This window comes from Sulfurivirga sp. (assembly GCF_015490265.1).
Taxonomy (GTDB): Bacteria; Pseudomonadota; Gammaproteobacteria; order Thiomicrospirales; family Thiomicrospiraceae; genus Sulfurivirga.
The window spans coordinates 23118-41338 of record NZ_WFYD01000035.1 but is presented as its reverse complement, the minus strand read 5'-3'; the positions used below and the strand labels follow the sequence as shown (position 1 = coordinate 41338).

General features: G+C 65.1%; 17 protein-coding genes. 13 read left to right on the top strand and 4 right to left on the bottom strand.

Annotated features, from left to right (window positions below; genetic code table 11):
* From F8K16_RS02715 to F8K16_RS02700, 4 genes are all read left to right on the top strand, one after another.
* On the top strand, window positions 1–339 hold a 339-nt coding region (locus tag F8K16_RS02715), incomplete at its 5' end, for a superoxide dismutase (RefSeq protein WP_294946592.1).
* 119 nt (window positions 340–458) lie between these two features.
* Window positions 459–1544, top strand: a complete 1086-nt coding sequence (locus F8K16_RS02710; RefSeq protein WP_294946589.1) for a 3'-5' exonuclease — start codon at window positions 459–461, stop codon at window positions 1542–1544.
* Window positions 1541–1990 carry a phosphoribosyl-AMP cyclohydrolase gene (gene hisI / locus F8K16_RS02705; RefSeq protein WP_294946587.1) on the top strand — a complete coding sequence of 150 codons (450 nt, stop codon included), beginning with the start codon at window positions 1541–1543 and terminating at the stop codon, window positions 1988–1990. The genes F8K16_RS02710 and hisI overlap by 4 nt, the downstream gene beginning before the upstream one ends.
* 126 nt (window positions 1991–2116) lie before the next feature.
* Window positions 2117–4921 (top strand): EAL domain-containing protein, encoded by a 2805-nt coding sequence (locus tag F8K16_RS02700; RefSeq protein ID WP_294946584.1) that lies wholly within the window; start codon window positions 2117–2119, stop codon window positions 4919–4921.
* A 42-nt stretch (window positions 4922–4963) separates the two neighbouring features.
* Here the strand turns inward: F8K16_RS02700 and F8K16_RS02695 are convergent, their stop codons facing one another.
* The 4 genes from F8K16_RS02695 to dprA are packed head-to-tail and all read right to left on the bottom strand — an operon-like array spanning window position 4964 to window position 9396.
* Complete coding sequence (locus F8K16_RS02695; RefSeq protein ID WP_294946582.1) at window positions 4964–5374, bottom strand: hypothetical protein; 411 nt, start codon at window positions 5372–5374, stop codon at window positions 4964–4966.
* Window positions 5367–5837 (bottom strand): hypothetical protein, encoded by a 471-nt coding sequence (locus F8K16_RS02690; RefSeq protein ID WP_294946580.1) that lies wholly within the window; start codon window positions 5835–5837, stop codon window positions 5367–5369. Before F8K16_RS02690 ends, F8K16_RS02695 begins: the two co-directional genes overlap by 8 nt.
* A gap of 11 nt (window positions 5838–5848) precedes the next feature.
* Window positions 5849–8248 (bottom strand): type I DNA topoisomerase, encoded by a 2400-nt coding sequence (topA, locus tag F8K16_RS02685; RefSeq protein WP_294946578.1) that lies wholly within the window; start codon window positions 8246–8248, stop codon window positions 5849–5851.
* A gap of 56 nt (window positions 8249–8304) precedes the next feature.
* Window positions 8305–9396, bottom strand: a complete 1092-nt coding sequence (gene dprA, locus F8K16_RS02680) for a DNA-processing protein DprA (RefSeq protein ID WP_294946575.1) — start codon at window positions 9394–9396, stop codon at window positions 8305–8307.
* A 46-nt stretch (window positions 9397–9442) separates the two neighbouring features.
* Here dprA and def point away from each other — a divergent pair, with 46 nt between their 5' ends.
* From def to trkA, 9 genes are read left to right on the top strand one after another with little or no spacing between them, the layout of a single operon-like run.
* Window positions 9443–9937, top strand: a complete 495-nt coding sequence (def, locus tag F8K16_RS02675) for a peptide deformylase (RefSeq protein ID WP_294946572.1) — start codon at window positions 9443–9445, stop codon at window positions 9935–9937.
* Window positions 9934–10857, top strand: coding sequence for a methionyl-tRNA formyltransferase (fmt, locus tag F8K16_RS02670; protein WP_294946570.1), 924 nt, complete (start codon window positions 9934–9936; stop codon window positions 10855–10857). The genes def and fmt overlap by 4 nt, the downstream gene beginning before the upstream one ends.
* A 3-nt stretch (window positions 10858–10860) precedes the next feature.
* Window positions 10861–11166 carry a DUF4160 domain-containing protein gene (locus F8K16_RS02665; protein WP_294946568.1) on the top strand — a complete coding sequence of 102 codons (306 nt, stop codon included), beginning with the start codon at window positions 10861–10863 and terminating at the stop codon, window positions 11164–11166.
* Window positions 11163–11441, top strand: coding sequence for a DUF2442 domain-containing protein (locus tag F8K16_RS02660; RefSeq protein ID WP_294946567.1), 279 nt, complete (start codon window positions 11163–11165; stop codon window positions 11439–11441). Before F8K16_RS02665 ends, F8K16_RS02660 begins: the two co-directional genes overlap by 4 nt.
* The gene (rsmB, locus tag F8K16_RS02655; protein WP_294946566.1) at window positions 11438–12736 is read left to right on the top strand and encodes a 16S rRNA (cytosine(967)-C(5))-methyltransferase RsmB; all 1299 of its coding nucleotides are present in this window, start codon (window positions 11438–11440) and stop codon (window positions 12734–12736) included. Before F8K16_RS02660 ends, rsmB begins: the two co-directional genes overlap by 4 nt.
* Window positions 12711–13310 carry a DUF4390 domain-containing protein gene (locus tag F8K16_RS02650; protein ID WP_294946563.1) on the top strand — a complete coding sequence of 200 codons (600 nt, stop codon included), beginning with the start codon at window positions 12711–12713 and terminating at the stop codon, window positions 13308–13310. Before rsmB ends, F8K16_RS02650 begins: the two co-directional genes overlap by 26 nt.
* 1 nt (window position 13311) lies before the next feature.
* Entirely contained in the window at window positions 13312–15462 is a 2151-nt protein-coding gene (locus F8K16_RS02645) for an ATP-binding protein (protein ID WP_294946561.1), read from the top strand.
* Window positions 15459–16808, top strand: a complete 1350-nt coding sequence (locus tag F8K16_RS02640) for a sigma-54 dependent transcriptional regulator (protein WP_294946559.1) — start codon at window positions 15459–15461, stop codon at window positions 16806–16808. The genes F8K16_RS02645 and F8K16_RS02640 overlap by 4 nt, the downstream gene beginning before the upstream one ends.
* Complete coding sequence (trkA, locus tag F8K16_RS02635; RefSeq protein WP_294946556.1) at window positions 16805–18220, top strand: Trk system potassium transporter TrkA; 1416 nt, start codon at window positions 16805–16807, stop codon at window positions 18218–18220. The genes F8K16_RS02640 and trkA overlap by 4 nt, the downstream gene beginning before the upstream one ends.
* Window position 18221: the final 1 nt, after the last annotated feature.

Sequence of the window (18221 nt, the reverse complement as noted above, 5' to 3'; positions counted from 1 at the left end):
CCTGCCGGCGAGCTGCGTGAGGCCATTGACAGCACTTTCGGCAGCTTCGACGACTTCAAGCAGCAGCTGATTCAGGCCGGCCTGACCCGCTTCGGCTCCGGCTGGGCATGGCTGGTGATGGATGACAGCGGCAAGCTGGTGGTCACCTCCACCCCCAACCAGGACAACCCGCTGATGGACGTGGCCGAAGTCAAGGGCACGCCCATTCTTGGCGTGGACGTATGGGAGCACGCCTACTACCTGCGTTATCAGAACCGCCGTCCCGACTACCTGCAGGCATGGTGGGACGTGGTCAACTGGGACAAGGTGGCGGAAAACTACGCCAACGCCAAAGGTTGATCCACCCTTTCGACCACAGCGAAAAGCCGGGCCCCAGCCCGGCTTTTTCGTTTCTGCCGGCGTGCAGCCCTGCGCCCGATCCCGTAAAATTCCCCTCTCATCATCAGGGCCCGCATTTCATGTCGAACGCACAACTCATTCTGCTGGACAAACGCTCCCAGCCCCTCAAGGACTATCTGGTGGCCGTGGCCGCCTCCGACGGCCTCACCCTGCGCGGCGTGGAGGTGATGGCCTCCCCCGCCAAGGGTGAGACCGCCCTGCTCAAGGCGCAGCTGGTGCTGCCGCCGCTGGAAGATTACGACTTCAACCTGAAAAAGATCGTCGAGGCCACCCTCAACCGCTTCGAGATCGAACCGGAGCAGCCGGTGCCGCTTGATGCGCTGATCGAGCAGGCCAGCGAGGACGAAGCCGTGCGCGAGGCGCTGCGCCGCTCCATCCCCAAGCTGCGCCAGCAGGTGGAAAAGCTGGTGAAGGAATTCCTCGCCAGCGAGGCCATCGAGCTGATCCGCCAACGACGCAATGACGCCCTCTACAAACTCAAGCAGCTGGCCCGTGATCTGGATGGCAAGAAGCTGCTGTGCATCGACATCGAGGCCACCGACGTCTCCACCAAGCCGGAGGCGGACATCATTCAGGTCTCCCTGTGCGATGAGAAAGGCGATGAGGTGCTCAACCAGCTGATCAACCCGGGCTACGACATTCCGGAGAACGAAAAGCACAACATCACCACCGAAATGGTGCAGGACGCTCCCTACGCCACCCAGATCTGGGACCGCCTCCACCAGCTGCTGCTGGACGCCGACCACGTGCTCGCCTACAGCACCGAAAGCGACTTCGCCTATCTGGAAAACACCGCCGGCAAGAAACAGCTGCCCTTCGAGCTGGACTACGCCACCTGGATCGACGTGGCCGAACTGGCCCGGGACCTGGTGGGCGCCATGCGCTGGCACAGCGAGCGCCAGTACTGGTTCTTCAAGACACCCAAACTGACCGATGCCTACGAAAAGGTGCTGGGCCGGCCCTTCCCGGGTGACGCCCACGACGCGCTGGATGATGCCCGCGCCACCATGGAACTGTTCCACGCCATGCTTGAGCGGGGCCGCAAGGCGGACATCCAGCCCAAGAAGAAACCGAAGAAGAAGGAGCCGCAGGTGAGCAACAACCTGCTGGCGCTTGCCTTCGCCCAGGCCAAACAGAAGTCATGAACGCGCACGATCGGGAAAAACTGCCCAAAGGCACCCAGCTCAATCCGGACGCGCTGATCGCCAGCCTCAAATGGGACGCCAACGGGCTGGTGGCCGCCATCGCCCAGCAGCATGACACCGGTGAGGTGCTCATGCTCGCCTGGATGAACGAGACCGCCCTGCGCGAGACGCTCGCCACCGGCCGCGCCTGCTACTGGTCCCGCTCCCGGCAGAAGCTGTGGCGCAAGGGCGAGGAATCCGGCATGGTTCAGCATGTGAAGGAGATCCGTATCGACTGCGACGGTGACGCCGTGCTCCTGCGGGTGGATCAGACTGGCCCCGCCTGCCACACCGGTCGAAAAAGTTGCTTCTACACCCGCCTGTGGCCGGAGCCGGCCGCCATTCTCACGGACCCGGATATAGACCCGAACACCCTCTACGGCGCCAAAAACACCGACAAGTCATAAATTTCCCTAAAAACCGCCCCAAACCTGATAAATATCAATTATTCATCAGTCTTTTTTGGAGCAGTGCCGAGCCCACCCGGTAAAATCAGGGGAGACCCCATGTTTTGGTGAGGCTGTGAACCACAGGTGGGCTTTTTCAACCTCCATTCCATTCGCTTCAGACTGCTGGCCGCACTGGTGGTGGCGCTGGCGCTCATGCTCGTCTGGGTCACCCAGTACCAGACCCGCCAGACCGAAGCGCTGATTCACCGGCACGCCGCCGAGCTGCTGTGCCAGATCGCCCAGCGCATGAACGACCAGCTGGTGGCCACCCTGCGCACCCACGCCGATCAGGTGCAACTGCTCAGCCAGCTGCCCCGCCTGACCGACCCCGACATCTCCATGGCCGACCGGCGGAAACTGCTCGAACGGATACGCGACACCGACCCCACCATCGCCTGGATCGGCATGACCGACGCCAACGGCACCATCATCGTGGACACGGGCAACCTGCTCACCGGCAAGAACGTCGCCCATCGGGAATGGTTCATCGAAGGGAAGAAAGGGCTGCATTTAGGCAATGTGCACGACGCCTTTCTGCTGGCGAAGCTGATGCCCAAACCCAAATGGGACGACCTGCCCCTGCGGCTGATGGACATCTCCGCCCCCGTGCTCGACAGCAACGGGAAGCTGGCTGGCGTGCTGTGCATGCATCTGGGCTGGGATTTCGCCTTCGCCGCCCGCCACCGCATTGCCGAACTCAGCCACATCGGCGACAGCGAAATTCTGGTGCTGGACCACACCGGCCGCCTGCTCATGGGCACCGAAAAACTGCCCTCCCACGCCATGACCTTTGACGGCATGACCGCCTTCCGTCAGGCCGTGCTGCGCGGCGGCTGGAGTGGTGTGACCGTCTGGCCGGACGACAACCGCCCCTATCTGACTCAATTCCTCTACAAGGCGCACCACGAACTGCCCGGACTGGACTGGATCATCGCCGTGCGCCAGCCGGTGGAGAGCGCCTTTGCCGAAGCGCGGAGCTTCGTGGAAAACAGCACCGCCGTGCTCATCGTCGCCCTGGCCACCATCACTCTGCTGTTTTTCGTGCTGGTCAACCATTTCTTTCATCCGCTGGAAACACTCACTGAACACGCCCGCCGCATCCTCGCCGGGCACGAGCCGCTCAAGCTCCCCGAACTGCGGCGTAAGGACGAAGTGGGCGTGCTCAGCCGCACCCTCAGCCAGCTGCTCAGCCGCACCCGCGAGCAGATCGACCAGCTGGAGCAGCAGAAACGGCAGCTGACCATCTACGCCCAGCTGTTCGAACACGCCCCGCTGGCCATCATGATCACCGATCCCGACAACCGCATCGTCGCCGTCAACCCCGCTTTCGAGCAAATCACCGGCTACCGGGAGAAAGACGTGCTGGGCAAAAGCCCCACCCTGCTCAAATCCGGCCGCCATGACAAAGCCTTCTACGAACGCTTCTGGCAGACCCTCTGCCGCGAAGGCAGCATCTCGGTGGTGCTGTGGAACCGCCGCGCCAATGGCGAAATCTACCCGGAACGGCTCACCGCGGCCGTGCTCCAGGACGAGCGGGGCGAAAAGATCGGCTATATCGGCATCTTCTCCGACATCACCGAGGAAGAACGGGCCCGCGCCGAAATCGAGCGGCTCAGCCGGCTGGACCCGCTCACCGAACTGCTCAACCGCCACACCTTCATTGAGCAGCTGCGTCGGCAGATTGAGCAGAAACGCCCCTTCTGGCTGCTGTTTCTTGATCTGGACAACTTCAAGGCCATCAACGACAGTCTCGGCCATCCGGTGGGCGATCGCCTGTTGCAGGAACTGGCCCATCGACTGAAAAACCTGCTGCCGGAAGATGCCTTCGTCGGCCGCTACGGCGGGGATGAGTTCCTGCTCTGCTGGCCCGGTGATGCCGACACGCCGGATACACTGGCCGCCCGCATTTCTGAAGCCGTGCGCGAACCCTTCGCCATCGAGAAGATGACCCTGCAGGTGGGCATCACCATCGGCGCCGCCGCCTGGCCCCGACACGCCGACGACTGGGTCACCCTCATCAAGGCCGCCGATGCGGCCATGCTCTCCATCAAGCACAAGGTGCGCGATCAGGACTGGCGCGTCTATGACGCCTCCCTGGCACAGGATCTGGACCGACGCAGCCGCCTGCTGGCCGGGCTGCGACACGCCCTGCGCACCGACGGTTTCCAGCTGGCATGGCAGCCCAAGGTCAATGCCCGCACCGGACGCTGGGAGAGCTTCGAGGTGCTGCTGCGCTGGCAGCATGAAGGGGAATGGGTCTCACCTGCGGAATTCATCCCGCTGGCGGAAGAGACCGGACTGATCCGCGGCATTGACGAATGGGTGCTGCACACGGCGCTGGCCACCTGGAGCCGCTGGCAGCAGCAGGGCTGGACCCGCGGCCGCTCGCTGGCGTTCAACCTCTCCGCCGCCACGCTGCGCAGCCGCGCCTACATGGCGCAGATCTGCCCCACATTGGAAAAGCACGGCATCGCTCCGGCCGACGCCACGCTCGAGCTGACCGAAACCATGGTGGCTGAGGACAGCCCGGAGGTGAACGAGGCTATCCACCTGCTCGACCAGATGGGCTGTCACCTGTCGCTGGACGACTTCGGCACCGGCCACGCCAACCTTGACCTGGTCAGCCGCCTGCCGCTGGATCAGCTCAAGATTGACCTGCGCTTCGTCAAAGGCATGCTCCACAGCGACAAGGACCGCATCATCGTGGAACACGCGGTCAACTTCGCCCATGCGCTGGGTCTGGAAGTGGTGGCCGAGGGTGTGGAGACCGAAGAGCAGGCCGAGGCCCTGCACCAGCTGAACGTGGATCTGCTCCAAGGCTACCTGTTCAGCAGGCCACTGCTGACCGAAGAAATGGAAGCACGCCTGCAGGCAGACGACAGCATCTGACCGGCCCCGGAACAGCGCCCGACCAGCGCGATGCCGGCCGGCTCAGCGGCGGAACAGCCCCCAGTAATAGGGCAGACTGAGCAGCAGCCAGCCGGTCAGCCCCACCGGCCCCAGCGTCATCACCGCAACCTGCCACAGCGGCATGCCGTCAAACACCTTTTCCGGCGCCATGAGCACATTGACGCTGATCCAGCCATACACCGCCAGCCCCAGCAGCACGCCGATCAGCCACCAGCGCAGCCGCCCCACCCGACCGGGCAGGCACAGCTGACAGATCCATGCCAGCACCGACACGCTCATGGCGATCATGGCCGCCACCACCAGCATGTCCATGGCGGAACCGGTGCCCCGCGCCAGCCCGAATTGCACGATCTGCACGACCCACGGCAGGCTCATGGCCCACAGTATCAGTCCCGTCAGACCGATGCCGATCTGCCGCCGGCGTTCATTCATGGGCACGCACCCACTGCTCGAAGCGCCCCCTCACCGTAATCCACGCCCGCTCGACGCCCAGCACCAGCAGAACCAGCACGAACACGCCGCCGAAGGTCCACAGATAGGGCCAAGTGTACTTGTGCCACGCGGTCGCGATGGCCACCCTAATCTCGTTGTAGACCAGCGCATACTCCATCCACGCGGCGAAGATGAGCACGCCGGCCACGCCGAGAATACTCCAGAAAGCCACGAACCAGAACCGCCCCAGCCAGCGGTAGCCCCGATGGTCCAGCCCCAGCCGGCGAGTGCGGCGCCACTCGGTCCAGGCGATCCACGCCGACAGCAGCGCCAGAATCACCGGCGCGAAGGCCATCAGCGCCAGCAGCAGCACCGCCAGCAATACCACGCCCACCATGGTGAGCAGCACCGCAAGGCCGATGTCCAGCTTGACCTCCGTCTCCCGGTTCGGTTCAGGTTTCATGGCCCCCTCCTTCAGGATTTCCTGCGTGCCACGCGACGCCCGCGACGCTTCGGCTCCGGCGCTTCATCCAAGCGCTTTCGGCACTCTTCCAGCGTCAGCGCCAGGGGATCTTCGTTCTTGGCGATCTTGGCGTTCTTCTTCGTTTCCGTATCGGTGATGTAGGGTCCCCAGCGCCCCTTGAGAATCTTGATGCTCGTGCCCGGGAAACTGCGCACGATCTTGTCCGCCTGCGCCGCCAGATGAGCCTTGACCACATCCACCGCTTCCTCCAGCGTCATGGAAAGCGGGTCATAGCCCTTGAGCGGCGCATACTGTTTGGGGCCGAACTCCAGATAGGGCCCGAAGGGCCCGCGTTTGGCGGTCAGCGTCGCCCCTTTCTTCACTTCGAACAGGGTGCCGTCGGCGGCGGTGACGGAAAAATCCTCCGGCATCCGGCCGATTTCCCGCGGCAGCTTGAACAGCTCCAGCGCCTCCTCCAGCGTGAGCGTGTCCATGCGCTGACCGGGTTTGAGGCTGGCAAAGACCGGCTTTTCTTCACCATCCTCGCCCCCATCGCCCAGCTGAACATAGGCCCCATAGCGGCCCACCTTGACCATCACCGGCTTGCCGGTCTTCGGGTCGGTGCCCAGATGACGCACCTGACCCGCTTCCTCGCGGGAGACATGCTCGGCGGCCTCCACCTTGGGATGGAAGCGGGCGTAAAACGCTTCCAGCATCCTGCGCCAGGCCAGCTCGCCGGCGGCGATCTCATCCAGCTCCTCCTCCACATGGGCGGTGAAGTGGTAGTCCATGATCTCGCCGAAGTGCTTGACGAGAAAGTCGGTCACCACCCCGGCGATGTCGGTGGGGAACAGCTTGGCCCGCTCGGCGCCGGTAGTCTCAGTGCGGGTCTCCGAGGTCACCTGCCCACTGTCATCCAGCGTCAGCACCCGGTAGCTGCGCTCGACGCCTTCGCGATCCTCCTTGACCACATAGCCGCGCTGCTGAATGGTGTCGATGGTAGGCGCGTAGGTGGACGGCCGGCCGATGCCCAGCTCCTCCAGCGTGCGCACCAGCGCCGCCTCGTTGTAGCGGGCAGGCGGGCGGCTGAAGCTCTGACGGGCGCTGAGGGTGCCCAGCGACAGCGCCTCCCCTTCGGTCAGCGCCGGCAGCAGGGTGTTTTTGGCCTCCTCATCCCCATAGGCGCGCATGAAGCCGGGAAACTGGATCACCTCCCCTTTGGCCACCAGTTTCTCGGGTCGCTCCGACAGGGTCACCTGCACCGTGGTGCGCTCAAGACGGGCGTCTGCCATCTGGGAGGCCAGCGTGCGACGGCGGATCAGCTCATACAGACGCTGTTCATTGCGGTCGGAGGAGACGACCTCTGCGGCCAGATCCGTGGGTCGGATGGCCTCATGGGCCTCCTGCGCATTGGCGCTCTTGCTCTTGTAGTGGCGCGTCTGCACGAACTCAGGGCCATACTCGGCGCTGATCACCTCCCGCGCCTGCGCGATGGCCAGCTCCGACAGGTTGACCGAGTCGGTACGCATGTAGGTGATCTTGCCCGCCTCATACAGCCGCTGGGCCAGACTCATGGTCTGACGCACGGAAAAGCCCAGCTTCTGCGCCGCCTCCTGCTGCAGGGTGGAGGTGGTAAACGGTGGTTTGGGGCTGCGTTTCGCCGGCTTCTTCTCCACGCTGGCCACGGTCATGCGGCTGAGTCCGGCTGCCTCCAGAAAAGTGTGGGCCGCGGATTCGGAGTCAAAGGCCGCATCCAGCCGCACGGGCACCACCTCGCCGCTGCCATTGAGCAGCTCGCCGGCCACCTTGAAGCTGATCTCCGGCTCGAAGGCCTGAATCTCCCGCTCCCGCTCCACGATCAGGCGCACCGCCACCGACTGCACCCGACCGGCGGAAAGCCCCGTGCGGATCTTCTTCCACAGAATGGGTGAGAGTTCGAAACCGACGATGCGGTCGAGAATGCGGCGCGCCTGCTGGGCGTCCACCAGGTTCATGTCAATGGTGCGCGGCGCGGCCACCGCCTGCTCGATGGCCGGCCTGGTGATCTCATGGAACACGATGCGCCGCGTGGTCGCCTTGTCCAGCTTGAGCGCCTCGGCCAGATGCCAGGCGATGGCCTCCCCCTCGCGGTCCTCATCCGTGGCCAGCCAGACGGCCTCCGCCTCCTTGGCCAGCTTGCGCAACTCGGCCACCACCTTCTTCTTGTCCGGCGAGATCTCATAGGTGGGCTTGAAGCCGTGTTCAATGTCCACCCCCATCCCCTTCTTGGGCAGATCGCGGATATGCCCGTAGCTGGAACGGACGGTGAAATCCTTGCCGAGGAATTTCTCGATGGTCTTCGCCTTGGCGGGCGATTCCACAATGACCAGATTCTTCATAGACGCTTCCAGATAGTGATCATGGCGCAGCATGCGCCTGCGTGTTTATTTAATAAGGTAGCGGAAAAACGCACCGCCACAAGCGCCGATCAGCAAATTCTTCGATACTGCCCGCCGGGGAGCGCCTCCACACAGCCGGCCAGCTCAAGCTCCAGCAACGCCCCCTGCAGACTGGACACCGGCCAGCGGGTGCGCACTGCCAGCTCGTCCAGCGACACCGGGTCGAAGTCCACCTGATCCAGCAGCTGCCGCGCCTCGGTCGAAAGCGATGCCGTATCCACGGCAGGCGCCGTCTCATCAAGCGCCAGCCGCGCCTGCAACTGGGGAAAGACCTCTTCGAGAATGTCCTGCGCCGTCTCCACCAGCTTGGCGCCCTGACGGATCAGCCTGTGACAGCCCCGAGCCATGGGGTTGTGGATGGAGCCGGGAATGGCGAACACCTCCCGCCCCTGCTGGCTGGCCAGCCGGGCGGTGATGAGCGAGCCGCTGCGTTCGGCCGCCTCCACCACCAGCGTGCCCACGCTCAGGCCGCTGACGATGCGGTTGCGGCGGGGAAAGTTCTGCGCCCTGGGCGGCGTGCCCAGCGGAAACTCCGACACCAGCGCACCCTGTTCGGCAATCTGGTGAGCCAGCTCGCGGTTGGCCGCCGGATAGACCCGGTCCGGCCCGGTGCCCACTACCGCCACGGTGCCGCCCGGTCCTTTCAGCGCCCCCCGATGGGCGGCCGCATCGATGCCGTGCGCCAGCCCGCTGGTGACGGCGATGCCCGCCTGCGACAGCGCCTCGGCGAAGGTTTCCGCGTTGCGCAGCCCCTCTCGGCTGGCATGGCGCGCCCCCACAATGGCGATCTGTGGATCCGACAGCAACGCACGGCTGCCCAGCCCCAGCAGCATCGCCGGTGCGTCGCTCAACTGCGCCAGCAGCGGCGGCCAGTCCGCATCCAGACAGGTCATCAGCCAGTGATGTTCCTGCCCCAGCCATGCCTCGAAACGGCCCAGCGCCTCATCATCCACCTGCCGGAAACGGGCCGCCTGACTGTCCGTCAGCCCCTGCGCCACCAGTTCGGCCACGGGTACCTCCACCGCCGTCGCCCCCCATGTCTGCCACAGCGCCTGCGCCTGTGGCGCGGTCAGTGCAGCCTGCAGCGCCTGATGCCAGAAGATGCGGGTCATCTCGTCCATGGCGCCTATAATAAACGTCCGGACAACGAATTGAACACACCGCCCCATGGACAAGCTGGACATCCGCCTCTACCCTGACGAAATCCTGCGCACCCAGTGCAAGCCGGTGGAGATGTCGGACGAGATCGCCAATCTGATCGACGACATGCTCTACACCATGTACGACGCCCCGGGCATCGGCCTAGCCGCCCCGCAGGTGGGTCGTGACATCCGCGTGCTGGTGGCGGACGTCACCGAGGACAAGAGCCAGCCCATTGCGCTGGTCAATCCGGAGATCGTCGCCAGCGACGGGCTGATCGAATACGAAGAGGGCTGCCTCTCCCTGCCCGGCATCTACGCCAAGGTGCGCCGCCCCTCCAAAGTGAAGGTGCGCGGGCTGGACCGTGACGGTCAGCCGGTGGAGATCGAGGCGGAAGACCTGCTGGCGGTGTGCCTGCAGCACGAGATCGACCATCTCAACGGCGTGCTGTTCATCGACCACCTCTCTGGCCTCAAGCGCAACCGCCTGCTGCAGAAATACCGCAAGGAACGGAAAGCGTGAGAGTTGTCTTCGCCGGCACGCCCGAATTCTCCGTCGCCCCCCTGCGGGCGCTGATCGACGCCGGCCACCAGATCGTCGGCGTCTACACCCAGCCCGACCGGCCCGCGGGCCGCGGCATGAAACTGCGTCCCAGTCCCGTCAAGCAGGTGGCGCAGGAACACGGCCTGCCCGTCTTTCAGCCGGAAACCCTGAAAACACCCGAAGCGCGGGCGCAACTGGCCGCCCTCGAACCGGAAGTGATGGTGGTGGTGGCCTATGGCCTCATCCTGCCCCGTGCCATTCTGGACACGCCGAAAAAAGGCTGTCTCAACATCCACGCCTCGCTGCTGCCCCGCTGGCGGGGCGCCGCGCCCATTCAGCGCGCCATCGAGGCGGGCGATGCGGAAACGGGCGTGACCATCATGCAGATGGACGAAGGCCTGGACACCGGTCCCATGCTGCTGAAAAAGACCACACCCATCACCCCGCAGGACACCGCCCAGACCCTGCACGACCGCCTGAGCGCGCTGGGCGCCGAGGCCATCGTCGAGGCGCTGGAAAATCTGGACCGGCTCACGCCCGAACCGCAGGACGAAAGCCAGGCCACCTACGCCAAAAAGCTCACCAAGGCGGAAGGTGAGATCGACTGGTCTCAGCCGGCCGAAGTCATCCGCCGCAAGATCCATGCCTTCAGCCCCTGGCCGACCGCCTTCACCCAACTGGACGGCAAGCCGCTCAAGCTGCTGACCGCCACCGCCCTGCCCGGCCCGCACCATGACACCCCGGGCGAGGTCATTCTGGTGGAACGGGACGGCATCGACATCGCCTGCGGCGAAGGCCTGTTGCGGGTGCACACGCTTCAGCCCGCTGGCAAGCGCCCCATGCCCGCCGCCGACTTCGCCAACGGTCACGCCCTGCTCGGTAAACGACTGGGAGGCTGAACCGTGCCCAAGCTGTTCAGGTATCTTGGGGTGCTGGTTTTCTTCTACAGCAACGAGCATGAGCCCGTTCATGTGCATGGCCGTTTTCAGGGCTGTGAAAACAAGGCCGTCTTCCACATCGAAAATGGACAAATCCGCAGCATCGAGATTCTGCCCGTCCGTGGCAAACGCCCGCTACCGCCAGCCAAATGCAAGGCGTTCGAAACGGTCGTCAACGCCTTTGCTGATACAATTGTCAGAAGCTGGGTGGACTATTTCGTCTACCACCGCCCGCTCAAATGCATCGAAATTGAGGGTAGCATCCGATGAACGCGCCCTATCTGGCCATCACGCATGCAGAACAGACCGGACCGCTCAAACTGCGGCTTACATTCAATACGGGTGAAAGCCGTGAGGTGGACTTTGCTCCCTTCCTGGTACGGCATCCCAATCCTCTGATCCGCCGTTATGCCGAGCCGGAACACTTTACACGTTTCCGCATTACGGACGGGGATCTGGAATGGGACGACTTCGAACTCTGCTTCCCCATCATTGACCTGTACGAAAACACGCTGACCGCCGGCAGCGACTCACACGCCGCATGAATGCCCGCGCGTTGGCGTTCGAGGGTCTGAAGGCCGTTCTGCTTGAGGGGCGCTCGCTGAGCGCCGTGCAGTCCGAACTGCTGTCCCGCTGCCCGCCGCAGGCGCGCCCGCTACTGCAGAAGCTGCTGTTCGGCGTGCTGCGCTGGCACGGCAGCCTGCAGGCGCTGCTGAAGCCCCTGATGAAACGGCCCCTCAAGGCACGGGACGCGGACATCGGCCTGCTGCTGGAACTGGGCGCCTTTCAGCTCCACTTCATGGATGCCATTCCCGCCCACGCCGCCGTCAACGAAACCATCCGCCTGCTGCCGAAGAAGAAACAGTGGGCGCGGGGGCTGATCAACGGCGTGCTGCGCAACCTGACCCGCACCGATGAAGCAGAACGCGCCCGCTGGCTGGCCTGCTGCGACCGCGCCCGCTACAGCCACCCCGACTGGCTGATCGACCGGCTGAAACGGGACTGGCCCGACCACTGGTCGCAGATCCTTGAGGCCAACAACGAAGACCCCCCGCTGACGCTGCGGGTCAATCCGCTGAAAATCGAGCGTGATGCCTTCATGGCCCTGCCGGATGTGGCGGCGCTCGATCCTCGGCCCCATCCGCTGGCGCCTCAGGCGGTGGTGCTGCGGGAAGGCACGGACGTGCGCCGCCTGCCCGGCTTCGATGAGGGCTGGTTCTCGGTGCAGGACGCCGCCGCCCAGCAGGCGGCCCACCTGCTCGATCCGCGGCCGGGCGAGCGCATTCTGGACGCCTGCGCCGCGCCGGGCGGCAAGACCACCCACCTGCTGGAACTGACCCGCGATCAGACCCATGTGCTGGCGCTGGAGAAGGACCCCGCACGCATCGAGCGGCTGCAGGAAAACCTTGAGCGCCTGCGCCTGCACGCGCAGGTGCGCCAGGGAGATGCCGCCCGCCCCGACGACTGGTGGGACGGCGAACCCTTCGACCGCATTCTGTTGGACGCCCCCTGCTCGGCCACCGGCATCATCCGCCGCCATCCGGACATCAAGTGGCACCGCACACCCGAAGACATTGAAGCCCTCACCCGCACGCAGGCGGCCATTCTGGACGCCCTGTGGCCGCTGCTCAAACCGGGCGGCCGGATGCTCTACGCCACCTGCTCGGTGCTGGCGGCTGAAAACAGAGGACAGATCAACGCCTTCCTGACACGCACGCCGGATGCCCGCCTCGTGCCCATCGATCACCTGCCCTGCCACGGCACGCCCGGCTGCCAGCTGCTGCCCGGCGTGCAGGAGATGGACGGATTCTTCCATGCGCTGCTGGAAAAGTCTCCTTAGCGGCCTGCTGCTCACACTGGCGCTGATGCCTGCCCGGGCGGAGCACGAGCACCTGGCGCAGGTCACGGTGCTCTTTTTCCAGCACCATATCGAACAGCGTCAGCTGATGGTGGACGCCCGGGTGCGCATCAAGCTCTCCACCACCCAGCGGGACGCGCTGGAACATGACATCCCCCTCTACTTCATCACCCGTTTCCGCCTGGTGGAGCACAGCCCGCTGATGGGGTTCATTCCCTGGCAGCGCACGGTCATCGAGCGGGAGGTGCCGGTGCGGCTTCAGCGGGCGCGCCTGCAAGGGCGCTGGCTGCTGACCAATCTGCGCAACGGCCGTCAGAGCGAGGCGGAGACCCTGGAAGAAGCGCTGGACATTCTCGGCACTTTCAGCGACATTCATCTGGTGGACCAGGCGGAGCTGCACCCTGGCATCGACTACCGCCTGCGCCTGCGGCTGCAGCTGGACCGCAACCGTCTGCCGGCCGCCCTGTGGCTGGAGAGCCTGACCGACCCGACCTGGCGGCTGGACAGCGGCTGGGTGGAGGAATCCGTGGATCAACGCAAACTATGGCAACGCTGAGATGAATCCGCTCCGTCTTCTGCGCCAGTACGGCCCGGTCAGCGCGCTTACGGCGGTGACGCTGGTGGCGCTGGCGCTGTTGAGCAGCAGCCTGCAGCAGGCGGCCAGCTTCGCCGGCACCTATGCCACACTGCTGCTGACCGCCGCAGGCGGCCTGATCGTACTGCTGGCGCTGCTGGTGCGCACCCTGTGGCGGCTCATCCGCCAGGTGCGCGAGCACCGCCCAGGCAGCCGCATCACCCTGCGCCTGTCACTGCTGATCACCTCGCTGGTGGGCGCACCGGTGCTGGTCATCTACCTGTTCGCCCTGCAGTTTCTCTATCAGGGCATCGACGCCTGGTTTGACGTCAAGACGGAAACCGCCCTGCAGAACGCCGTCAGCCTCACCCGCATGACGCTGGACAACCAGACGCGCACCCTGCTCAACCTGACCCAGTCCAGCGCTCAGACCTTCGCCACCGAGCTGGATCAGACTCCCGCGCTGGCGCTGGACCGCCTGCGCAAGCTGCTCAATGCCGAGGAAGTGGCCCTGTTCAGCGACGACGGCCAACCCATCGCCTTCAGCACCACCAGCCAGACCGCCAGCGCCCTGCCCCACCCGCCGCCGGAGAACATCGTCCAGCAGGTGCGCAAGGGTCTTACCTACGCCGCCATTGAGGAAGAGGGCAAGGGGGAACTGCGCCGCGCCTTCTACCGGGTGATGATTCCGCTGAAGCTCGGCCCCCGCCCGCGCATGCTGCAGGCCATTTTCCCCATCCCCGCGGAACAGACCCAGCTGGCCGAAACGGTGCAGACGGCGCTGGCCCAGTATCAGCAGCGCGCCTATCTGCGCCAGCCGCTCAAGACCGCCATGGCCGTTTCCCTCACGCTGGTGCTGCTGCTGGCGCTGCTGTCCACCCTGCTGTTCACTATTCAGCTGGTGAGCAACTTCACCCGCCCGATCCGTCAGCTCACCCGCGCCACCCGCCGCGTCAGCGCCGGCGAGATGGAACCCATCCGCCACGAAGGGCCGGACAACGAACTGGGCGAGCTGATCCGCTCCTTCAACGACATGGTGCGCCAGCTCAGGCGCGCCCAGCACACCGCCCGGGTCAACCACCAGCAGGTGGAGATCCAGCGCGCCTACCTGCAGGCGATCATCTCCAGCCTCACCAGCGGCGTCATCACCCTCGACAGCCAGCTGCGCATCCGCCTTTTCAATCAGCGCGCCGAGCAACTGCTGGGCGCTCCGCTGGAGGAGGCCGGCCAGACGCCGCTGCCCCGGCTGGTGGAACAGGGGCCGTTTCTGGCGCTGCGCCCCTTCTGGCAGCAGATCGCCCCGCTGATCCATGAGGCTCATGGCCACTGGCAGCTGCAGCTGAACCAGTCCACCCCGTCGGGCGAGCGCATCCTGCTGGTGCAGGGCACACCGCTGACCAGCAGCCATACCGGCGGGCATGTGGTCATCTTCGAGGACATCACCGATCTGGTGCAGGCGCAGCGCCACGCCGCCTGGCACGAGGTGGCCGTGCGCCTGGCCCACGAGATCAAGAACCCGCTCACCCCCATCCGCCTGTCAGCCGAGCGGCTCGCCTTCAAGCTGGGACGCCAGCTGCCCGAGGAGGAACGGGCGCTGCTGGAGAAGCTCACCGGCACCATCGTGGATCAGGTGGTCACTATGCAGACGCTGGTGGACGCCTTCGCCGACTACGCCCGCTCGCCGGAGCTGGCGCTGGAGCCGGTGGACGTCAACACGCTGCTGGAGCAGATGATCCAGCTCTACACCCGCCCCGGCCTGACCCTGCAGCTGGACACCGATCCCGCCTGCCCGCAGGTGGAGGCGGACCCCAACCGCCTGCGTCAGCTGCTGCACAACCTGATCAAGAACGGCATCGAGGCGTGCGAGCAGCAGCCCGAACCGACCCTGTGGCTCGCCAGCCGCTGCGAAGGCGGCGTGCTGACCCTGTCGGTGTGCGACAACGGCCCCGGTCTGGGCGAGAAGGAGCTGACTTGGATCTTCGAACCCTACGCCACCGACAAGCCCAAGGGCACGGGGCTGGGGCTCGCGGTTGTCAAAAAAATCGTCGAAGAGCATAATGGAACGATACAAGTCACCCGCAGCGGACAGCGAACCTGCTTTATGATCACCTTGCCCCTCACCCACACCCGATGAGCAGTCACCGCGGCGACATTCTGGTCGTGGATGACGAACGGGACATCCGCGAACTGATCGGCGAAATCCTCCAGGACGAGGGCTACCGGGTCACCACCGCCGCCAACGGCGTGCAGGCCCGCGAGGCGTGGCGCCAGCAGGTACCGGACGTGGTCTTTCTCGACGTATGGATGCCCGACATCGACGGCATCACCCTGCTGCGGCAGATGAAGGACGAAGGGCTGCTGACCCACACCAACGTGATCATGATCTCCGGCCACGGCACCATCTCCACCGCGGTGGAGGCCACCCGCCTCGGCGCATGGGATTTTCTGGAAAAACCCATCTCTCTCAATCGCCTGCTGGTGGCCACCGAGCGGGCGCTCAAGCACCTGAAACTGGCCCGGCGCGAGCGTCAGCTGGACGGTCAGCGCCACTGGGACAGCGAGCTGATCGGCAAGAGCCGCGCCATGCAGGCGTTGCGGGCCGATGCCGAGCGGCTGGCCCGCTACACCATGCCGGTGCTGCTGCTGGGCGAGCGCGGCAGTGGCCGCCACCAGTTCGCCCGCGCCGTGCATCGACAGAGCCCCCGCAAGGAGCGTCCGCTGCTGGTGGTGGACGCCCAGCAGCTCAATGCCGAAAAGACCCACTGGCTGGGGCAGGCCGGTGAGGACGGCGCCCTGCAGCTGGGTGAGCTGGCCCGGGTCAATGGCGGCACGCTGGTGATCAACGACATCCACCGGCTGGATGCCGAGTGGCAGAGCACCCTGCTGGGCCTGCTGCAGGACGGGACGCTCAAGCGACCGGGCACGGAGGCTCCCATGCAGCTGGATGTGCGTCTGTTCGGACTGAGCGATGCGCCCCTGTCCCACCACGAAGATTTTCTGCCCCAGCTGGCGCAGCGCTTTGATCTGACCACCATCGAAGTGCCGCCGCTACGCCAGCGCCTCGACGACCTGCCGGAGCTGGTGGAATACTTCACCGATCGGCTGGCGCGCACCCAGGGCCTCACCTGGCGGCCCTTCGACATCAGCGCCCTCAACGCCCTGCGCCTGCACAGCTGGCCCGGCAACCTGCTGGAACTGCAGAACCTCATCCAGCGCTGTCTGCTGCAGGGAGAGGGGCCGGTGACGGCTGAGGAAGTTCAGGGCCTGCTGCAGGCGCCGCAGGCGGAGCCCACCGCCGGCGCCATTGACACCAGCCTGCCACTGAAAGCAGCCCGTGAGGCCTTCGAGGCGGCCTACCTGCGCCAGCTGCTGCGGGAGACCGGCGGCAACATGTCGGAGACCGCCCAGCGGGCCGGACTGGAACGCACGCACCTCTACCGCAAGCTCAAACAACTCAACATCGACCCCAAAGCGCCATGAACATCATCATTCTCGGCGCCGGACAGGTGGGCACTTCACTGGCAGAGATGCTCGCCCGAGAGCCGGATAACGACATCACGCTGGTAGACCTTGATACGGTCTACCTGCAGAAGCTGCAGGACCATCTGGACATCCGCACCGTCACCGGCCACGCCTCCGACCCGGACGTGCTGGAGGAGGCCGGGCTGGAGATGGCCGACATGCTCATTGCCGTCACCCGCTCCGACGAGACCAACCTGGTGGCCTGCCAGCTGGCCTATATCCTGCACCGCACGCCCACCAAGATCGCCCGGGTGCGCAATACCGCCTATCTGAACCACCCGGCCCTGTTCCGCCGTGAGGAGAACGACGCCGCGCTGGCGGTGGACGTGCTCATCAGTCCGGAGAACCTGGTCACCGAGCACATTCTGCGGCTGGTCAGCCATCCGGGCGCACTGCAGGTGATCGACTTCGCCGACGGCAAGCTCCGGCTGGTGGCCTTCCGCGCCGAATACGGCGCCCGCATGGTGGACCACACCATCGCCGAGCTCAAGCAGCTGCTGGACAAGGGCATCGAAACCCGCATCGTGGCCATCTACCGGGACAACGAAGTGGTGCTGCCCCGGGGCGATACGGTCATCCGGGAAAACGACGAGGTGTTCTTCCTCGCCCGTCCGCAGGACATCGACGCCATCTCCCGCGCGCTGCGCCGCCAGAAGAACCGCCGCAGCGACTCGCGCAACATCATGATCGCCGGCGGCGGCAATATCGGCCTGGCGCTGGCACGCCAGCTGGAGCACGACCACAATGTCAAGGTGATCGAGCATAACCTGCAGCGGGCGCGCTTTCTGGCCGAACAGCTGGACAACACCATCGTGGTGCACGGTGACATCACCGACAAGGCGCTGCTGCAGGACGAGAACATCGACGACATCGACCTGTTCATCACCGTCACCAACCGGGACGAGGCCAACATCATCTCCAGCCTGCTGGCCAAGAAGCTGGGGGTCAAGCGGGTCATCTCGCTGATCAACAACCAGTCCTATGTGGACCTGCTCCATCTGAACCAGATTGATGTCGCCATCTCCGCCGACCGCATCACCACCAACCGGCTGCTGCACTACCTGCGCGCCGGCGACACGGTGCGCGCCGTCACCCTGCGCCGCGGCACGGCGGAGGCCATCGAACTGGTGGTGCATGGCTCCGAAAACACTTCACGGGTGATCGGCCGGCGCCTGATCGACATTCCCTGGCCGGAGGAAGTCACCGTCGGCGCCATCGTGCGCGAGGGCCAGGTCATCTTCGCCCGTAAGGATCTGGTGATTGAAGCCGAAGACCACATCGTGCTGTTCGCCGCCAGCAAGGCAAGCCTGGAGGCGGTCTACGAACTGTTCGCGCCCGAAGAAACCGCACGGAAGCACTGGTGGCTGTGAC